Genomic DNA, 15,386 nt, shown 5'->3' on the forward strand with positions numbered 1-15,386 from the left:
CTTATGCCCCATTTCGAGAACAAGATCTGCTCGCGCGCCGAGCTCGAGGCGCGCGTTGCCGCACTGCCGAAACCCGTCGTCCTGACCAACGGCGTCTTCGACATCCTGCACCGCGGCCACGTCACTTACCTGGCGCAGGCGCGCGAACTGGGTGCCTCGCTGGTCGTCGCCGCCAATACCGACGCCTCCGTAAAACGCCTGGGCAAGGGCGACGACCGGCCCCTGAACACCCTGCACGATCGCATGGCGGTGCTGGCCGCGCTGGAATCGGTGAGCCTCGTGGTCGAATTCGACGAGGACACGGCCCTGGAAACCGTGCTCGAAGCGCGTCCGGAGATCTATGCCAAGGGCGGCGATTACGACATGACGGCCATTCCCGAAGGGCAGGCGGTGCTGGCCTATGGCGGGCGGGCGGTAGCGATCGATTTCGAGCACGACCGCTCGACGACGAAGCTGGTGGCGCGCATTCGCGGCTGACGGGGCCGCTTGATGCGACACCGCCTGTTCCTGTTCGACCTCGACGACACGCTGCTCGACTTCAAGGCGTCGGAGCGGCTGTCGTTCGAACGGACGATGGCTGGACTTGGCCTGGATGCCGTTCCGGCGGAATTGTTCGCGCGCTACCAGGCCATCAACATCGCGCTGTGGAAGGCCTTCGAGGCGGGCACGGTCTCCAAGGATTTCCTGAAGGTGGAACGCTTTCGCCGTACCTTCACCGACAGCAGGCTCGATCTCGACCCCGAGGCCGCGAGCGCGCTATACCTCGATGCGCTGGCGAACACGGTGGTCCTGATCGAGGGCGCGGCCGAACTGTGCGCGAGCCTGGCGGCCATCGGCGAAGTGGGCATCATCACCAACGGCATCGAGCACATCCAGCACCAGCGGGTGGCCGCGTCCAGCCTGCACGCGCACGTGTCCTTCGTCGCCACTTCGGAGGCCTGCGGCCATGCCAAGCCGGACAGCCGTTTCTTCGACTACACAGTGGGCATGGCGCGCCACTTTTCGCCGCCTGAAACGGTGATCGTCGGCGACCGCCTGGACGCCGACATCCTCGGCGCCAACCGCTTCGGGATCGCCAGCTGCTGGTTCAATCCGGGCGGCCAGCTTAACGACACGCAGGCCGTGCCAAGCTGCGTCGTGGCGCATCTGGACGAGGTCGTGCCGGCGCTACGCAGCCTCGCCTGAACCACCCATGAGAAGAGCGCCCATGCAACGAATCTTCCATTTCCTGCTGCTGCTCGGCGTTCTTTATGCCCTGGCCTGCGTGGCCCTGTTCGCGTTCCAGCGTTCCCTGATTTACTTCCCGCCGCAGGGCGCGGCGGTGCCGGCGCCGAAGACGTCCACGCTGGAGGTGACCGGCGCGCGGGTCAGGGTGTCGGAGCGGCCGCTGCAGGGAACCAGGGCCCTCATTTATTTTGGCGGCAACGCCGAAGATGTGACGATGAGCCTGCCTCAGCTGGACAGCGTCTTTCCCGACCGCGCCCTTTACCTGATGCATTACCGCGGCTATGCGGGCAGCACCGGCAAGCCGACCGAGAAAGCGCTGGTGGCGGACGCGCTGGCGCTGTTCGACCGCGTCCATGCCCAGCATGGCGATGTCGTCGTGATCGGCCGCAGCCTGGGCAGCGGCATTGCCGTACAGGTCGCGGCGGCGCGGCCCTTGTCCAGGCTGGTGCTGGTCACGCCCTACGACAGCCTGCAGGGGCTCGCCGCGGACCGGTTTTCCTGGTTTCCGGTGCGCTCGCTGCTGCAGGATAAATACGAATCCTGGCGCCATGCGCCGCGCGTGACCGCGCCTACCCTGCTGCTGGCGGCCGACCACGACGAGATCATTCCCGCCGCCAGCACGCGGCGTCTGCTGACGCGGTTCGCCCCCGGCGTGGCGAGCATGACGGTCATCGAAGGAAGCGGGCATAACACGATCTCGGATGCCAGCGCGTATGTTGAGTCGTTGAAGTGGGCGAAATAGAGCCCGCGTTCCATTGCACCGACATTTTCCGCCAGCGCAGCTTTTTTTTCGCATTGGTTGAATCCTTTTGCTTGTCGTCCGCCACTTAGGAGCAGAAGCACTTTTTCTGACCTACAAAAGGAGTCGACAATGTTTTTCCAGAAGAACCTCCCCGGTATCGAGCGTGCCATCCGTGTTGCCATTGGCTTCTGCCTGATCTGCTTCGGGCTGCTTTTCGCCCAGCACGGCTGGATGACATGGTCCGCCATCGGTGCCGGCGTGATCGCCGCATGCACCGGCTTCATCGGTTTTTGCCCGATGTGTGCCATGGCCGGACGCACACTGCAGGTCGATCCCCTGTTCACATCTATTAAGGAGGGAGCCATGTTTTGCAGCACGTCGGTCGGGATGCACCTATTGCGGGGAGGAGGCGCGCTGGCGCTGATCGCGCTTGCCATCCATCCAGGTTCGAGCCAGCCTTTGCACGTAGTGCCACTCATCCTGGGAGCCGTGCTGCTGCTGCGCGGTTGTCCCATGTGCTGGCTGATCGGCCTGGTGCAAACGATCGGAAACAAGCGCACATGATCCAGTTCGACCTACCCCTTGTCGAAGCAGCCTGTAGCGGAGACGCCGCGGCGATCGAGAAGCTGTTGGCGCTGTCCCAGCCGGATTTGCGCCGCTTCGCGCGGCGCTCCTGCGCCACCAGCGAAGACGCGGACGACGCGGTACAGGTAGCCTTATGGAACTTGCAGCGCAATATTGGCGCCATTCGGGTCATTGCCGCCCTGGCCGGATGGATGTTCAACATCATCGAGCGCGAGTGCTACCGCTTGCTGCGTATTCGAGGAAAGACCGAGGAGCTCACCGAATCGATGTGCAACTCCCTGGAGCAACCGGTTTCAAACGATGCCCTCCGGCGCGACCTCGCCTGTGCGATGGCGGCCCTGCCGCCGGCGTACCGCGAGGTGCTGATCTTGCGTGATGTCGATGAATTGACGGCGCCGGAAGTCGCCGAGACGCTGCGGATTTCCGTGCCTGCCGTCAAAAGCCGCTTGCACCGCGCCCGCGCCATGATGCGCGAGCGCCTGCTAGCGAGCGGCTATACGGCTGTGCGCCAATGAGGGGACGACCGGTTTTAAAGCAATATCCTCAGCCCAGGAGCGTCTTCCAGTAGTGAGATCTTCCGCATGTCGGCTGCCTGCTGGAACCGGAGTTTATTGCCTGCGATAGTGTCGATGCACGCAGATGAGGATTGTCCCTGCTACCCACAAGTATCCGCCGATGGCAAGTCCGCGAGACAGAGCAAAGCTGTCTCCACTCCCACATCCACCAGCAGGGAGCACCAGGCACAGCAAGGCAAGCACGATCGCTACCCGAGCGATGACTGTATGCAATTTGGTCAGGGACCGACGGGCCCAAGCACCTTCGATGATCAACAGGACGCCGAGATTGGCGAACCAGCGCGGATCAAGGACTAGCCCGCCCATTATCAGGACCTGATACCCCAGGAGGCCTCACCTTGCCCGCAGGTAAAAGCAGGAAGCGACAAGCTTGCGAGATAAGCAGCCAGACCAACGAGCAGCAGGACGGGGGAAGGGGCGCGAAGTAGCGGTGGGATTGCCATCGGACTCGTGCTTTCAGGCCCCGCCCGCATACCCGTTCTGGCGCCACGCCTCATACACCACCACCGCCACCGTATTGGACAGGTTCAGGCTGCGGTTGTCCGGCATCATCGGCAGGCGGATGCGCTGGGCGGGCGGGAAGCTTTCGCGCAGGGCGGGGTCGAGGCCGCGCGATTCGGCACCGAACACGAAGACGTCGCCCGGCCGGAAGGCCGCGTCCGCGAAGGGCGATGAGCCATGGGTCGTGAGCGCGAACATGCGTGCCGGGTCGGGTTGGGCGTCCGCCAGAAAAGCATCCCAGTGCTTGTGCACCTTCATCGTCGCGTAGTCGTGGTAATCGAGGCCCGCGCGCCGCATCTTGGCATCATCGAGCGGAAAACCGAGCGGTTCGATCAGGTGCAGCTGCACGCCGGTATTGGCGCACAGGCGGATGACGTTGCCCGTGTTGGGCGGAATTTCTGGTTCGACCAGGACGACGTGAAACAAGCAATTCTCCTTCGTTGACAAGATGGCGCATCGATGCGGTGACATCGATGCGGTGGCATCAATGCGGCGGCATCAATGCGGCGGCGTGCGCGCGAACACCAGGTTCGACACGCGCGCCGCGCCGGCGGCCTTCAAGGTGGCCGCTACTTCGTTCAGCGTGTGGCCGCTGGTCATGACGTCGTCGACAACGCCGATGTGGCGGCCGGATACCAGGTGCGCCATCCCGGGCGTGACGGCGAACGCGCCCCGGATGTTGCGTGCCCGTTCGCGCGGCGCGACGCCGGACTGCGCCGCCGTCTCGACGACCCGCGTGAGCAGGCGCGGTGCCAGCGCGATGCCGAGCCCGCGTGCCAGCGGCCGGGCGATCTCGAGCGCCTGGTTGTAGCCGCGTTCGACCAGGCGGCCGGGCCCCGGGGGTACCGGGCACAGCACGTCTGGCAGGGGCCAGCCGGGCCGGGCCAGCACAGCCCCGGACAAGCGCTGGCCGAACCAGGGTGCGAGCGGCAGGCGCGCGCCGAACTTCAGCGCCAGCACCAGGCCGTCGAGCGGCGCTTCGTAGTCGCAGGCGGCGAGGGTGGCATCGAAAGCCGGCGGGTCCGCCAGGCAGGCGCCACACTGCCCCCGTCGTCTGCCGTGCCGAGCGGGTTGGCGCAGCACGCGCAGCGCGCCGGGGACGCGGCTCCCCCGCGTGGCATAGCGTGCGGTGCAGGGCGTGCAGACGACCTCGTCGGCGCGCTCGCCGCACAGCGCGCAGGAGCAGGGCAGCAGCGAGGACAACAAGGTTTTCCCCAGGCCAGACCAGGCATTGTGCGGCCAGCGGCCCCTCCACAGACCTGCTTGCCCGGCCATCGGCTCGACTCCCCACAAACATGTACACTCCCGCCATTATCTCATTTCAAAGCTTCAAGACCATGGCTTCTCCCCAGTCTCCCTCCAAAATGAGTGCGCCGATTGACGCGTCGCGCGTGCGTGCGCTGTTCGCGGAACCTGGGCGCGTGGCGCCAGGCGACTTCCTGCGCCGCGAGATTGCCGAACGCATGCACGAGCGCCTGAGCCTGGTGAAAATCGTGCCCCAGCGCGTGCTCGATGCCGGTTGCGGCGCCGGGCCCGACCTGGAACTCCTGCAAAAGCGTTACCCGGCTGCCCATATCGTCGGCCTGGATGCGTCGCCCGCCATGCTGGCGGCGGCGCGGGCGGCCGCACCGCAGGCAGGCTCGGGCATGCGTTCGCTGAACCAGATGCTCAGCCGCTTGATGCCCGCCAAGGCCGGCGTCGACCTGGTTTGCGGCGACTTCGGTGCCCTGCCATTCGGGCCGAACTCGCTCGACCTGGTCTGGTCGAACCTGGCACTGCACTGGCATCCGCAACCCGACCGCGTCTTCTCCGAGTGGCGCCGCACCCTGCGCGTGGACGGCTTGCTGATGTTCTCCAATTTCGGACCCGATACCTTCAAGGAGCTGCGCGCCGCCTTTGCTGAAATGGACGAAACCCCTCACACGCTGCCTTTTGTCGACATGCACGATTTCGGCGACCAGCTGATCGAAGCGGGCTTCTCGACGCCGGTCATGGACGCCGAGCGCATCACCGTCACCTACGGCACGGTGGACGCGCTGCTGGCCGACGTGCGCGCGGTCGGCGGCAATCCGCTGGCGACGCGCCGGCGCGGGCTGGTCGGCCGCGCCGCATGGGGCCGCATGCGCGACGCGCTCGAGGCCGGGCGCGGCGCCGACGGCAAGATTGACCTGAGCTTCGAAGTCATCTACGGCCACGCCTTCCGGCCGGTGCCGAAGAGCACGGCGTCGGGCGAATCGATCGTGCGCTTCCAGCCACGTAAGCCGTAGACCGGCTGGCCCCCGCCCGGTGCCGATCGTCGCCGTGTGGGAACGAGCGCGTGCCGTGGGCATCCTGTTCCCGCACGCACCACAACAGTTGCCCAGAACAAGGATTTTCCTTGAATAAAAATTAGCCATTTGAGTATAATCAATGACTATTTTTTCGCCCTATGAGCCAGAAACGCTGAAAAAGCGGGCAAAACAGGGCGGCATTTAGAAAATTGAAAAGCAGCATCAGCAAGTTTCGCGCCCGCCAGTGTGTTTGCAGTTGCTGGTGGACGTTGCAAGGTTTCGTACTATGCACGTCCACGCCGCGCCGCCGGGACTTGGAACTTGCACTTGGTTTCGGAGCGGCGGCGGTTCGTTCATGGAATTGCTGACCGTTTAAAAATATTCTTATTTTGGGTGGTTGGGGACAACATGACATATGCAAAGCGACTTCACGCCATGGTGCTCGGTCTCGCGGTAGCGACCAGCATCCCGGCGCTGGCAGCCCCGGAGATCACGGGACGGCCGGTAGAACACCAGTTGAACATGCAGCCTCAGGTGACTGCGGTCGGCGCAGACATCTATAACCTGCATAACTGGATGATGCTGGTTTGCCTGGTCATCTTCATCGGCGTCTTCGGCGTCATGTTCTATTCGGTGTTCAAGCACCGCAAATCCCTCGGCCACAAACCGGCCACCTTCCACGAATCGACCGCCGTCGAAATCGCCTGGACCGTCGTTCCTTTCCTGATCGTCATCGGCATGGCCCTGCCTGCCACCAAGACCGTCATCGCACTGAAGGACACCTCCAACGCCGATTTGACCATCAAGGCCACCGGCATGCAGTGGAAATGGGGCTACGACTACCTCAAGGGCGAAGGAGAAGGCATCAGCTTCCTGTCGAACCTGGCCACCCCGCGTACCCAGATCGGCGCGCCCGGCACCCCCGCCACCGAAGCGCGCGGCGAAAACTACCTGATCGAAGTCGACAACGAAGTGGTCGTCCCGGTCGGCAAGAAGGTGCGCATGGTGCTCACCGCCAACGACGTCATCCACGCCTGGACCATTCCCGCCTTCGGCATGAAGCAGGATGCGATTCCCGGTTTCGTGCGCGATGGCTGGTTCAAGGCCGACAAGATCGGCGTCTACCGCGGCAACTGCGTCGAGCTGTGCGGCAAGGACCACGCCTTCATGCCGATCGTCGTGCGTGTCGTATCAAGCGAGGACTATACTGCCTGGGTCAACACCAAGAAGAAGGAAATGGCTGCGCTGGCGGACGATCCGAACAAGGTCTGGACCATCGACGAACTGAAAACCAGGGGCGAGCAGGTGTACGCCGCCAATTGCGTGGCCTGCCACCAGGCCAACGGCAAGGGCGTGCCGAATGCCTTCGCGCCGCTGGACGGTTCGGAAGTCGTGAACGGCGAGAAGGGCCACCAGATCGCCGTGCTGCTCAATGGCCAGGACACCCCGCGCTACGGCACGGCCATGCCGGCCTGGAAGCAACTGTCGGACACCGAGATCGCCGCCGTGATCACCTATACCCGCAACACCTGGTCGAACAAGGCCGCGGAAAACATCGTTCAACCGGCCGAGATCATGGCTGCGCGTAGCAAGTAACAAGTACCCGGGATACTGACATGACTACCAGCATTATCGACCACCCACACGACGACCATCACGGCCATGATCACGCGCATGACCACGATCACGACCACCACATGCCGACCGGCGCCCGCCGCTGGCTGTTCGCCACCAACCACAAGGACATCGGTACCCTGTACCTGTGGTTCTCGTTCATCATGCTGCTCTCGGGCGGTGTGCTGGCGCTGATGATCCGCAGCGAGCTGTTCCAGCCTGGCCTGCAGTTCTTCCGTCCCGAGTTCTTCAACCAGCTCACCACCATGCACGGCCTGGTGATGGTGTTCGGCGCGATCATGCCGGCTTTTGTGGGCTTCGCCAACTGGATGATCCCGCTGCAGGTGGGCGCGTCCGACATGGCCTTCGCGCGCATGAACAACTTCTCGTTCTGGCTGCTGCCGCCGGCGGCGCTGCTGCTGGCCGGGTCCTTCTTCTCGCCGGGCGGCGCCACCGCCGCCGGCTGGACCCTGTACGCGCCGCTGTCGACCCAGATGGGCCCGGGCATGGACATGGCGATCTTCGCGATGCACATCATGGGCGCCTCGTCGATCATGGGCTCGATTAACATCATCGTCACCATCCTGAACATGCGCGCACCCGGCATGACCCTGATGAAGATGCCGATGTTCTGCTGGACCTGGCTGATCACCGCCTTCCTGCTGATCGCCGTGATGCCGGTCCTGGCTGGTGCGATCACCATGACCCTGACCGACCGCCACTTCGGCACCTCGTTCTTCAATGCCGCCGGCGGCGGCGACCCGGTCATGTACCAGCACATCTTCTGGTTCTTCGGCCACCCCGAGGTCTACATCATGATCCTGCCGGCCTTCGGCATCGTCTCGCAGATCATCCCGGCCTTTGCCCGCAAGCCGCTGTTCGGCTACGCCTCGATGGTCTATGCGACCGCCTCGATTGCCGTGCTGTCGTTCATCGTCTGGGCCCACCACATGTTCACCACCGGCATGCCGGTCACCTCGCAGCTGTTCTTCATGTATGCGACCATGCTGATCGCGGTGCCGACCGGCGTGAAGGTGTTCAACTGGGTTGCCACGATGTGGAAGGGCTCGATGACCTTCGAGACCCCGATGCTGTTCGCGGTCGGCTTCATCTTCGTGTTCACGATGGGCGGCTTCACCGGCCTGATCCTGGCCGTGACCCCGATCGACATCATCGTCCACGACACCTATTACGTGGTGGCGCACTTCCACTACGTGCTGGTGGCGGGCTCGCTGTTCGCGCTGTTCGCGGGCTTCTACTACTGGGGTCCGAAGTGGACCGGCCACATGTACCCTGAACTGCGCGGCAAGATCCACTTCTGGGCTTCGCTGATCACGTTCAACGTCACCTTCTTCCCGATGCACTTCCTCGGGCTGTCGGGCATGCCGCGCCGTTACGCCGACTACTCGACCCAGTTCACCGACTTCAACATGATCGCCACGATCGGCGCCTTCGGTTTCGGCCTGTCGCAGGTGTACTTCCTGTTCTTCGTCGTGCTGCCGACCATCCGCGGCGGCGAGAAGGCTTCGGCCAAGCCGTGGGAAGGCGCGGAAGGCCTGGAGTGGACCGTGCCGAGCCCGGCGCCGTTCCACACCTTCGAGAACCCGCCGCTGGTGAAGTAATGAACGATTCGCGCAAGTCCGTGCAACGCAAGAGCAATCGGCGCACGGCGCTGGTGCTGGCCGCGATCGCCGCCTTCTTCTTCGCGGCGGTGATCGTCCAGCGCCTGATCGCATGAGCCACGCAGCATGAGCCACGCACCATGAGTTACACCCCGAGCCAGCGCCTGCGCCTGAACCGCTCCACCCTGGTCAAGCTGGTGGTGGTGGCGCTGGGGATGTTTGGCTTCGGCTATGCGCTGGTGCCGGTCTACCGCCAGATCTGCGAGGAGCTCGGCATCAACGTGCTGACCCAGCAGGACGGCACCGTGGAGCGCCCGGCGAACACGCAAGTCGACAAGACGCGCACGATCACGGTGGAGCTCGACGGCAACGCCCAGGGGCCGTGGCGCTTCCGCCCGACCCAGCGCAGCATCCAGGTGCATCCGGGCGAACTGGCGACCGTGGTCTACGAAGTCGTGAACACCCAGGCGCGCAGCGTGAAAGCCCAGGCGATTCCGAGCTACGCGCCGCAGTCGGCGACGCCGCACTTCAAGAAGGTCGAGTGCTTCTGCTTCCGCGAGCAGCTCATGAAGCCGAACGAGGCGCGCCAGATGCCGGTGGTATTCTTCATCGATCCGAAGCTGCCCAGGGAGGTGAAGAACATCACCCTGTCGTACACCTTCTTCGAGATCGCCGGCGCGGTGGCGGCGAACTGATGGAAGGGCAGGAGCCGGGGCAGGGCGGCCGGAAGGGCGATGCGCCGGGAAAGAGGCAGGCCTCGTTCGCGGCCTCGATGAAAGCCGTGTTCTGGTCCTTCTTCGGGGTGCGCAAGCGCCGCGACTACGAGCACGACGCGGCCAACCTGAACCCGCTGCACGTGATCGTCGCGGCGCTGCTCGGGGTGGCGATCTTCATCGGCGTGCTGCTGATGCTGGTGCGCTTCGCGGTATCGCAGTAACAGCGCAGTAACAGCGCAGTAACAGCGCAGTAACAGAGTCAGATTCAAGGGTTTTTTGCAGCAGCCACAAATTCAACGCATTAGAAGATTGATCTAGGAGATGAAGATGAGTGTGTCAAAAACCGCGCCGCACTATTTCGTGCCCGGCCCTTCCATGTGGCCGATGGCCGGCGGCATCTCGATGCTGGTCACCATGGTCGGCGCTTCCGGCTGGGTCAACAGTGCCGCGTGGGGCCCGGCGGTCTGCCTCGCCGGCATCGCTGCCATGCTGGTGGTGCTGTATTACTGGTTCGGCGACGCCATCGGCGAGTCGGAATCGGGCCAGTACAGCCACCGCATCGATTCGTCCTACCGCTGGTCGATGAGCTGGTTCATCTTCTCGGAAGTGATGTTCTTCGCCGCCTTCTTCGGCGCGCTGTTCTATGCCCGCTCGATCACCATGCCCTGGCTGGCCGACCTCGACCACAAGGTCCTGTGGCCCGACTTCGCCGCCAACTGGGGCAATACCGGTCCTGCCGGCGTGGTCGAGAGCTTCAATACCATGGGCCCGTTCCCGATCCCGACCATCAACACCCTGTTGCTGCTGACCTCGGGCGTGACCCTGACCATCGCCCACCACGCGCTGCGCGCCGGCCACCGCCGCAATACCGCCGTGTTCCTGTTCGCCACCATCCTGCTCGGCGCCATCTTCATGGGCTTCCAGGCCTACGAATACATGCACGCCTATTCGGAACTGAACCTGAAGCTGACCTCGGGCATCTACGGCTCGACCTTCTTCATGCTGACCGGCTTCCACGGCTTCCACGTGACCCTGGGCGCGATCATGCTGTCGGTGATCCTGTACCGCGTACTGCGCGGGCATTTCACGGCCGATAACCACTTCGGCTTCGAAGGCGCCGCCTGGTACTGGCACTTCGTCGACGTGGTGTGGCTTGGGCTGTACGTGGTGGTGTACTGGTTGTAAGCTGCCGCAAGCTCGCTTGGCGAAGGGACAGCCAGCCGGCTGTCCCTTGTCATATCTGCCCCGCTCAGCGGATGCCGGTCGGCTGGATCCAGCCCATCTTGTACGAGAAGAGCAGGATCAGGAACAGGGTGATCGACAGGCCGACGCGTATCGCCAGCGCCTGCACGGTGCGGTTGCTGCGCCCCTTGTCGCGCATCAGGAAGAACAGGGCCGAGGCCAGGCTGGCGATGATCAGGATAAAGGCGATGGCAACGAAGATTTTCATGGACGGCCTGGCGGGATCGAGAGAAGGGTTTCATTGTAATGCGTTTGGCTTTCCGTTTTAGGCTCATCCCTTTCGTGGTGACGGTGTTATTGGTGGTGCTCGGTATTGCGCTGGGCAACTGGCAAACCCGGCGTGCGGAGGAGAAGCTGGCCATTGCGGCGCGGGTTGCCGAGCGGTCCGCGGCGGCGCCGGTCGTCCTCGACGCCGCGGCGGTTCAAGCGGCGGACCGCGTGGAGTCGGGACTCCACCCTACGAACGTCAGGCAGCTCGAATATCGACGGGCGCGGGTACAAGGCGAATTCGTCGCCGCCTGGCCCGTCTTCCTGGAGAACCGCCCCTACAATGGCCGCGCCGGTTTTTACCTGGCGATGCCATTTAGAATAGCGGGTTCGGATACCCATGTGCTGGTGCTGCGCGGCTGGCTGCCGCGCGACCCTGCCGACATCGCGCGCCTGCCTTCCTTTGCCACGCCTTCCGGCACGGTGGAGATCGAAGGCGTGGTCGTCGGCAGTGCCGGCCACGTCATGCAGCTTGGTACGCCGGGCAAGCTGGCGCCGGGGGCACGCGTGCAGAACCTGGCCGTCGACGAGGTGGCGCGTGCCAGCGGCCTGGCGCTGCTGCCCTTCTTCGTGCAGCAGACCGGACCTGACCAGCCGGGCGAGACGCTGGTGCGCGACTGGCCGCTGCCCGCCAGCGGCGTCGACAAGCACCGCGGCTATGCCTTCCAGTGGTACGCGCTGGCGGCCATGGCAGCCTTATTTTTTGTGATCACGGGATTTCGTAGTGGAAGAACACATGTCGCTTGAAAAGCAGAGCGGGGCAGGGCAGATGGGCGCCCAGGCAAAGCGAACGGGACGCTGGAAATTGTTCGCCGTGCTGCTGGTATGCGCGTCGCCCATCATCGCGTCCTACTTCGCCTATTACGTCATCAAGCCGAGCGGCCGTACCAACTACGGCACCCTGATCGACCAGCGCAGCCACCCGATGCCGAAGCTGCCCAGCACCACCCTCGACGGCCGGCCCAAGACGCTCGAGCACTATGCCGGCAAGTGGCTGATGGTGAAGGTGGGCGGCGCCGCCTGCGACCAGGAGTGCGAGGCCCAGCTGTTCGCGATGCGCCAGCTGCGGACCATGCAGGGCAAGAACATGGAGCGGGTCGAGCGCGTCTGGCTGATCACCGACGACGCGCAGCTCGACAACACGCTGATCCGCAAATATGACGGCATGCACCTGCTGCGCGTCCCCCGCGCGGCCCTGGGCAACTGGCTGCCGGTGGAGGCGGGCGGCAAGCTGGAAGACCACATTTTCCTGGTCGACCCGCGCAGCAACCTCATGATGCGCTTCCCGAAACACCCCGAGCCGCGGCGCGTCCACAAGGACCTGGCGAAGCTGCTGCGGGCCTCGGCGATCGGCTAGGCGATGGACGCCTCTTCCCTGTATGCGATGGCGCTCACGGCGCTGGCCGTGGCGGGTGTTCCGCTGTGTATTGTCTTGCTGTCGTCGGACGCGAACAAGTACCGCAAGCTGGTCTGGGTGATGGTATTCCTCACGTTCGACCTGATCGTCTTCGGCGCTTTTACGCGCCTGACCGACTCCGGGCTCGGCTGCCCCGACTGGCCGGGCTGCTATGGCGCCGCCAACCCCTTCATCGCCCACGAACAGATCGCGGCCGCCGAAGCGCTGATGCCGACCGGGCCGGTGACGAAAGCGAAAGCCTGGATCGAGATGATCCACCGCTACCTGGCCATGGGCATCGGCTTCCTGATCATGGTCCTGATGTGCGGATCGATCCATCAATGGATCAAGACGCACCGGCGTGCTTTTGCCCCCGGCCTGCCGGTGGCGCTGTTCCTGCTGGTCTGCGTGCAGGGCGCCTTCGGTGCCTGGACCGTGACCCTGAAGCTGCAGCCTGTCATCGTCACCATCCACCTGCTGCTGGGCATGACGCTGCTGGCCATGCTGGCCTGGCTGGGCGAGCGCGAAAACGCCTTGATGGCGCCGCCGGCACCGAGCCGGAACCTGGCCGCCTTGCATCGCCTGCGTTGGCTGACCCTGTTCGCCGCCGCCGTGCTGCTGGTGCAGATCGCCCTCGGCGGCTGGGTGAGCACCAACTACGCCACCCTGGCCTGCGACGAATTCCCTTTCTGCGACGGCAAGCTGGTGCCGGATATGGACTTCGAGCACGGCTTCACGCTCTGGCGCGAACTGGGCAAGACCGCCGCCGGCCACTACCTGCAGTTTTCGGCCCCGGTGGCCATTCACTGGGTGCACCGCAACTTCGCGCTGGTCGTGACCGTGGTGCTGGGGCTGGCCGCCTGGCGCGCCTGGCGCGAGCCGCAACTGCGCCGCACCGCCCGCCTGATCGCGCTCGTGCTGCTGGTCCAGCTGTTCACGGGCGTCGCGACGGTGTTCTTCGCCTTCCCGCTTGCCATTGCAGTTTTGCATAACGCCGGGGCCGCGCTCCTCGTCCTCCTGGTGACCATGTTAAACTACAAGGTCAAGTACTTACTCGAAGCGTCGCGGTACGCTGGCGTGAAGAGCGCCGCGGCTGCGAACTCGTATCGATGACCACCCAGACCGCCTTCCCGCCGACCAGCCGCATCTCCCAATACTGGACGCTGACCAAGCCCCGCGTGACCCAGCTCGCGGTGTTTTGTGCCGTCATCGGCATGTTCCTGGCCACCGATGGCTTCCCCGGCTGGCGCCCGCTGATTGCCGGCACGGCCGGCATCTGGCTGCTGGCCGGTGCCGCCTTCGCCGTCAACTGCCTGATCGAGGCCGAGATCGACGCGCGCATGGCCCGCACCGCGCGCCGCGCCACCGCCAGGGGCGAACTGACGCGCAACCAGACGCTCGTGTTTTCAAGCATCATCGGCGGCCTCGGCATGTGGGTGCTGTATGCCTTCGTCAACCCGCTGACCATGTGGCTGACCTTCGTCACCTTTGTCGGCTACGCCGTCGTCTACACCATCTACCTCAAGCCCGCCACGCCGCAGAACATCGTCATCGGCGGCCTGTCAGGCGCGATGCCGCCGGCGCTCGGCTGGGCGGCGGTCGCGGATGCGGTGCCGATGGAAGCCTGGCTGCTGGTGCTGATCATTTTCGTGTGGACGCCGCCGCATTTCTGGGCGCTGGCGATGTACCGGCGCGAGGACTACGCGCGCTCCGGCCTGCCGATGCTGCCGGTCACCCACGGCATGGCCTATACCGGCCAGCAGGTGTGGCTGTATTCGCTGGCCCTCGTTGCCACGACGCTGCTGCCCTACGCCGTGCGCATGAGCGGCCTGATCTACCTGGTGGCGGCGGTCCTGCTCAATGCCGTGTTCCTGCGCCACGCCTGGCGGGTACACAAGCACTACACCGACCAGGTCGCACGCAAGGCGTTTGCGTACTCCATCCTCTACCTGTCGCTGCTGTTCGCGGCGCTGCTGGTCGACCACTACTTCAGGTTCTGACAACATGAAAACACCGTTTTCCGCGCTCGCGCTGGCGGCCATGCTGTGCCTGCCCATGCTGTCCGGCTGCGACAAGCTGGCCTCGACCCCGCCTGTCTTCCGGAACACCGACCTGACGGGCCTGGACTATGCCAAGGGCTTTTCGCTGACCGACCAGAACGGCAAGCCGCGTACCCTGGCCGACTTCAAGGGCAAGGTGGTGGTGCTGTTCTTCGGTTACACCCAGTGCCCCGACGTGTGCCCGACCACGATGGCGGAAATGGCCGCCGTGATGAAGGAACTCGGCCCGGCGGCAAACGACGTGCAGGTGCTGTTCGTCACGCTCGACCCCGAACGCGACACCCAGGCGCTGCTGGCATCCTACGTACCGGCATTCGACAAGCGCTTCCTCGGCCTGCGCGGTACACCGGAGCAGACGGCGGCCACCGCCAGGGAATTCAAGGTCTTCTTCGCGAAGGTGCCAGGATCGGCGCCGGGCAGCTATACGGTCGACCACACGGCTGGCAGCTACGTGTTCGACCGCGACGGCCGCATCCGCCTGTTCCTGCGCCATGGCCAGGGTCCGGCACCCATCGTCCACGACCTGCGCCAGCTGTTGTGATGGTTTGTTGTGATGCTATGATGAGGTA

General features: G+C 64.5%; 20 protein-coding genes. 17 read left to right on the forward strand and 3 right to left on the reverse strand.

The annotated features are described in order from the left end of the window. The first annotated feature begins 3 nt into the window (after positions 1 to 3). From G4G31_RS08580 to G4G31_RS08600, 5 genes are all read left to right on the forward strand, one after another. Positions 4 to 477, forward strand: a complete 474-nt coding sequence (locus G4G31_RS08580; RefSeq protein WP_182991063.1) for an adenylyltransferase/cytidyltransferase family protein — start codon at positions 4 to 6, stop codon at positions 475 to 477. A gap of 12 nt (positions 478 to 489) precedes the next feature. Further along, entirely contained in the window at positions 490 to 1,185 is a 696-nt protein-coding gene (locus tag G4G31_RS08585; protein WP_182991064.1) for a YjjG family noncanonical pyrimidine nucleotidase, read from the forward strand. 22 nt (positions 1,186 to 1,207) lie between these two features. Further along, positions 1,208 to 1,969 carry an alpha/beta hydrolase gene (locus G4G31_RS08590; RefSeq protein ID WP_202033731.1) on the forward strand — a complete coding sequence of 254 codons (762 nt, stop codon included), beginning with the start codon at positions 1,208 to 1,210 and terminating at the stop codon, positions 1,967 to 1,969. Between the two features lie 129 nt (positions 1,970 to 2,098). After that, positions 2,099 to 2,533, forward strand: coding sequence for a DUF2892 domain-containing protein (locus G4G31_RS08595; protein WP_182991066.1), 435 nt, complete (start codon positions 2,099 to 2,101; stop codon positions 2,531 to 2,533). Beyond that, a complete protein-coding gene (locus tag G4G31_RS08600) occupies positions 2,530 to 3,069 on the forward strand; it encodes an RNA polymerase sigma factor (protein ID WP_182991067.1) in 540 nt (179 codons plus the stop codon). Before G4G31_RS08595 ends, G4G31_RS08600 begins: the two co-directional genes overlap by 4 nt. A 516-nt stretch (positions 3,070 to 3,585) precedes the next feature. Here G4G31_RS08600 and trmL read toward each other — a convergent pair. Beyond that, a complete protein-coding gene (gene trmL, locus G4G31_RS08605) occupies positions 3,586 to 4,056 on the reverse strand; it encodes a tRNA (uridine(34)/cytosine(34)/5-carboxymethylaminomethyluridine(34)-2'-O)-methyltransferase TrmL (RefSeq protein WP_182991068.1) in 471 nt (156 codons plus the stop codon). Between the two features lie 72 nt (positions 4,057 to 4,128). Then, positions 4,129 to 4,836 (reverse strand): ComF family protein, encoded by a 708-nt coding sequence (locus G4G31_RS08610; RefSeq protein ID WP_229425462.1) that lies wholly within the window; start codon positions 4,834 to 4,836, stop codon positions 4,129 to 4,131. 158 nt (positions 4,837 to 4,994) lie between these two features. Here G4G31_RS08610 and G4G31_RS08615 point away from each other — a divergent pair, with 158 nt between their 5' ends. The 7 genes from G4G31_RS08615 (at position 4,995) to G4G31_RS08640 (ending at position 11,037) form a co-directional block, all read left to right on the forward strand. Further along, the gene (locus G4G31_RS08615) at positions 4,995 to 5,897 is read left to right on the forward strand and encodes a methyltransferase domain-containing protein (RefSeq protein WP_182991070.1); all 903 of its coding nucleotides are present in this window, start codon (positions 4,995 to 4,997) and stop codon (positions 5,895 to 5,897) included. Positions 5,898 to 6,308: 411 nt separating this feature from the next. Continuing rightward, positions 6,309 to 7,496 (forward strand): cytochrome c oxidase subunit II, encoded by a 1,188-nt coding sequence (gene coxB / locus G4G31_RS08620; protein ID WP_182991071.1) that lies wholly within the window; start codon positions 6,309 to 6,311, stop codon positions 7,494 to 7,496. A gap of 20 nt (positions 7,497 to 7,516) precedes the next feature. Beyond that, on the forward strand, positions 7,517 to 9,136 hold the full coding sequence (ctaD, locus tag G4G31_RS08625) for a cytochrome c oxidase subunit I (protein ID WP_182991072.1): 1,620 nt from the start codon (positions 7,517 to 7,519) through the stop codon (positions 9,134 to 9,136). Beyond that, positions 9,136 to 9,252, forward strand: a complete 117-nt coding sequence (locus G4G31_RS24690; protein ID WP_210283283.1) for a cytochrome oxidase small assembly protein — start codon at positions 9,136 to 9,138, stop codon at positions 9,250 to 9,252. The genes ctaD and G4G31_RS24690 overlap by 1 nt, the downstream gene beginning before the upstream one ends. A 24-nt stretch (positions 9,253 to 9,276) precedes the next feature. Beyond that, positions 9,277 to 9,831 carry a cytochrome c oxidase assembly protein gene (locus G4G31_RS08630; RefSeq protein ID WP_182991073.1) on the forward strand — a complete coding sequence of 185 codons (555 nt, stop codon included), beginning with the start codon at positions 9,277 to 9,279 and terminating at the stop codon, positions 9,829 to 9,831. Next, positions 9,831 to 10,073: a DUF2970 domain-containing protein gene (locus tag G4G31_RS08635; protein ID WP_182991074.1), complete on the forward strand. Its 243-nt coding sequence runs from the start codon at positions 9,831 to 9,833 to the stop codon at positions 10,071 to 10,073. Before G4G31_RS08630 ends, G4G31_RS08635 begins: the two co-directional genes overlap by 1 nt. Positions 10,074 to 10,179: 106 nt before the next feature. Continuing rightward, on the forward strand, positions 10,180 to 11,037 hold the full coding sequence (locus tag G4G31_RS08640; RefSeq protein WP_182991075.1) for a cytochrome c oxidase subunit 3: 858 nt from the start codon (positions 10,180 to 10,182) through the stop codon (positions 11,035 to 11,037). Positions 11,038 to 11,101: 64 nt separating this feature from the next. On the opposite strand, the gene G4G31_RS08645 is transcribed toward G4G31_RS08640, so the two are convergent. Then, the gene (locus tag G4G31_RS08645; RefSeq protein WP_182991076.1) at positions 11,102 to 11,302 is read right to left on the reverse strand and encodes a twin transmembrane helix small protein; all 201 of its coding nucleotides are present in this window, start codon (positions 11,300 to 11,302) and stop codon (positions 11,102 to 11,104) included. A gap of 38 nt (positions 11,303 to 11,340) precedes the next feature. Here G4G31_RS08645 and G4G31_RS08650 point away from each other — a divergent pair, with 38 nt between their 5' ends. The 5 genes from G4G31_RS08650 to G4G31_RS08670 are packed head-to-tail and all read left to right on the forward strand — an operon-like array spanning position 11,341 to position 15,358. Further along, a complete protein-coding gene (locus tag G4G31_RS08650; RefSeq protein WP_182991077.1) occupies positions 11,341 to 12,108 on the forward strand; it encodes an SURF1 family protein in 768 nt (255 codons plus the stop codon). Beyond that, positions 12,098 to 12,718, forward strand: a complete 621-nt coding sequence (locus G4G31_RS08655) for a cytochrome C oxidase subunit I (protein ID WP_229425463.1) — start codon at positions 12,098 to 12,100, stop codon at positions 12,716 to 12,718. The genes G4G31_RS08650 and G4G31_RS08655 overlap by 11 nt, the downstream gene beginning before the upstream one ends. Before the next feature lie 3 nt (positions 12,719 to 12,721). After that, positions 12,722 to 13,870 carry a heme A synthase gene (locus G4G31_RS08660; protein WP_229425464.1) on the forward strand — a complete coding sequence of 383 codons (1,149 nt, stop codon included), beginning with the start codon at positions 12,722 to 12,724 and terminating at the stop codon, positions 13,868 to 13,870. Beyond that, positions 13,867 to 14,757, forward strand: coding sequence for a heme o synthase (gene cyoE, locus G4G31_RS08665; RefSeq protein WP_182991078.1), 891 nt, complete (start codon positions 13,867 to 13,869; stop codon positions 14,755 to 14,757). Before G4G31_RS08660 ends, cyoE begins: the two co-directional genes overlap by 4 nt. A 4-nt stretch (positions 14,758 to 14,761) precedes the next feature. Beyond that, complete coding sequence (locus G4G31_RS08670; protein ID WP_182991079.1) at positions 14,762 to 15,358, forward strand: SCO family protein; 597 nt, start codon at positions 14,762 to 14,764, stop codon at positions 15,356 to 15,358. Positions 15,359 to 15,386 lie beyond the last annotated feature (28 nt).

It is taken from the genome of Massilia sp. Se16.2.3, from assembly GCF_014171595.1.
GTDB lineage: Bacteria > Pseudomonadota > Gammaproteobacteria > Burkholderiales > Burkholderiaceae_D > Telluria.

Bases quoted from the DNA above. Each gene is read 5' to 3' on its own strand.
- coxB (WP_182991071.1), top strand. From the start codon at position 6,309: ATGACATATGCAAAGCGACTTCACGCCATGGTGCTCGGTCTCGCGGTA.
- G4G31_RS08590 (WP_202033731.1), top strand. From the start codon at position 1,208: ATGCAACGAATCTTCCATTTCCTGCTGCTGCTCGGCGTTCTTTATGCC.
- G4G31_RS08640 (WP_182991075.1), top strand. From the start codon at position 10,180: ATGAGTGTGTCAAAAACCGCGCCGCACTATTTCGTGCCCGGCCCTTCC.
- G4G31_RS08660 (WP_229425464.1), top strand. From the start codon at position 12,722: ATGGACGCCTCTTCCCTGTATGCGATGGCGCTCACGGCGCTGGCCGTG.
- G4G31_RS08580 (WP_182991063.1), top strand. From the start codon at position 4: ATGCCCCATTTCGAGAACAAGATCTGCTCGCGCGCCGAGCTCGAGGCG.
- G4G31_RS08595 (WP_182991066.1), top strand. From the start codon at position 2,099: ATGTTTTTCCAGAAGAACCTCCCCGGTATCGAGCGTGCCATCCGTGTT.
- G4G31_RS08615 (WP_182991070.1), top strand. From the start codon at position 4,995: ATGAGTGCGCCGATTGACGCGTCGCGCGTGCGTGCGCTGTTCGCGGAA.
- G4G31_RS08630 (WP_182991073.1), top strand. From the start codon at position 9,277: ATGAGTTACACCCCGAGCCAGCGCCTGCGCCTGAACCGCTCCACCCTG.
- cyoE (WP_182991078.1), top strand. From the start codon at position 13,867: ATGACCACCCAGACCGCCTTCCCGCCGACCAGCCGCATCTCCCAATAC.
- G4G31_RS08650 (WP_182991077.1), top strand. From the start codon at position 11,341: ATGCGTTTGGCTTTCCGTTTTAGGCTCATCCCTTTCGTGGTGACGGTG.
- G4G31_RS08600 (WP_182991067.1), top strand. From the start codon at position 2,530: ATGATCCAGTTCGACCTACCCCTTGTCGAAGCAGCCTGTAGCGGAGAC.
- G4G31_RS08585 (WP_182991064.1), top strand. From the start codon at position 490: ATGCGACACCGCCTGTTCCTGTTCGACCTCGACGACACGCTGCTCGAC.
- G4G31_RS08645 (WP_182991076.1), bottom strand. From the start codon at position 11,302: ATGAAAATCTTCGTTGCCATCGCCTTTATCCTGATCATCGCCAGCCTG.
- ctaD (WP_182991072.1), top strand. From the start codon at position 7,517: ATGACTACCAGCATTATCGACCACCCACACGACGACCATCACGGCCAT.
- G4G31_RS08635 (WP_182991074.1), top strand. From the start codon at position 9,831: ATGGAAGGGCAGGAGCCGGGGCAGGGCGGCCGGAAGGGCGATGCGCCG.
- G4G31_RS08655 (WP_229425463.1), top strand. From the start codon at position 12,098: ATGTCGCTTGAAAAGCAGAGCGGGGCAGGGCAGATGGGCGCCCAGGCA.
- G4G31_RS08670 (WP_182991079.1), top strand. From the start codon at position 14,762: ATGAAAACACCGTTTTCCGCGCTCGCGCTGGCGGCCATGCTGTGCCTG.
- G4G31_RS24690 (WP_210283283.1), top strand. From the start codon at position 9,136: ATGAACGATTCGCGCAAGTCCGTGCAACGCAAGAGCAATCGGCGCACG.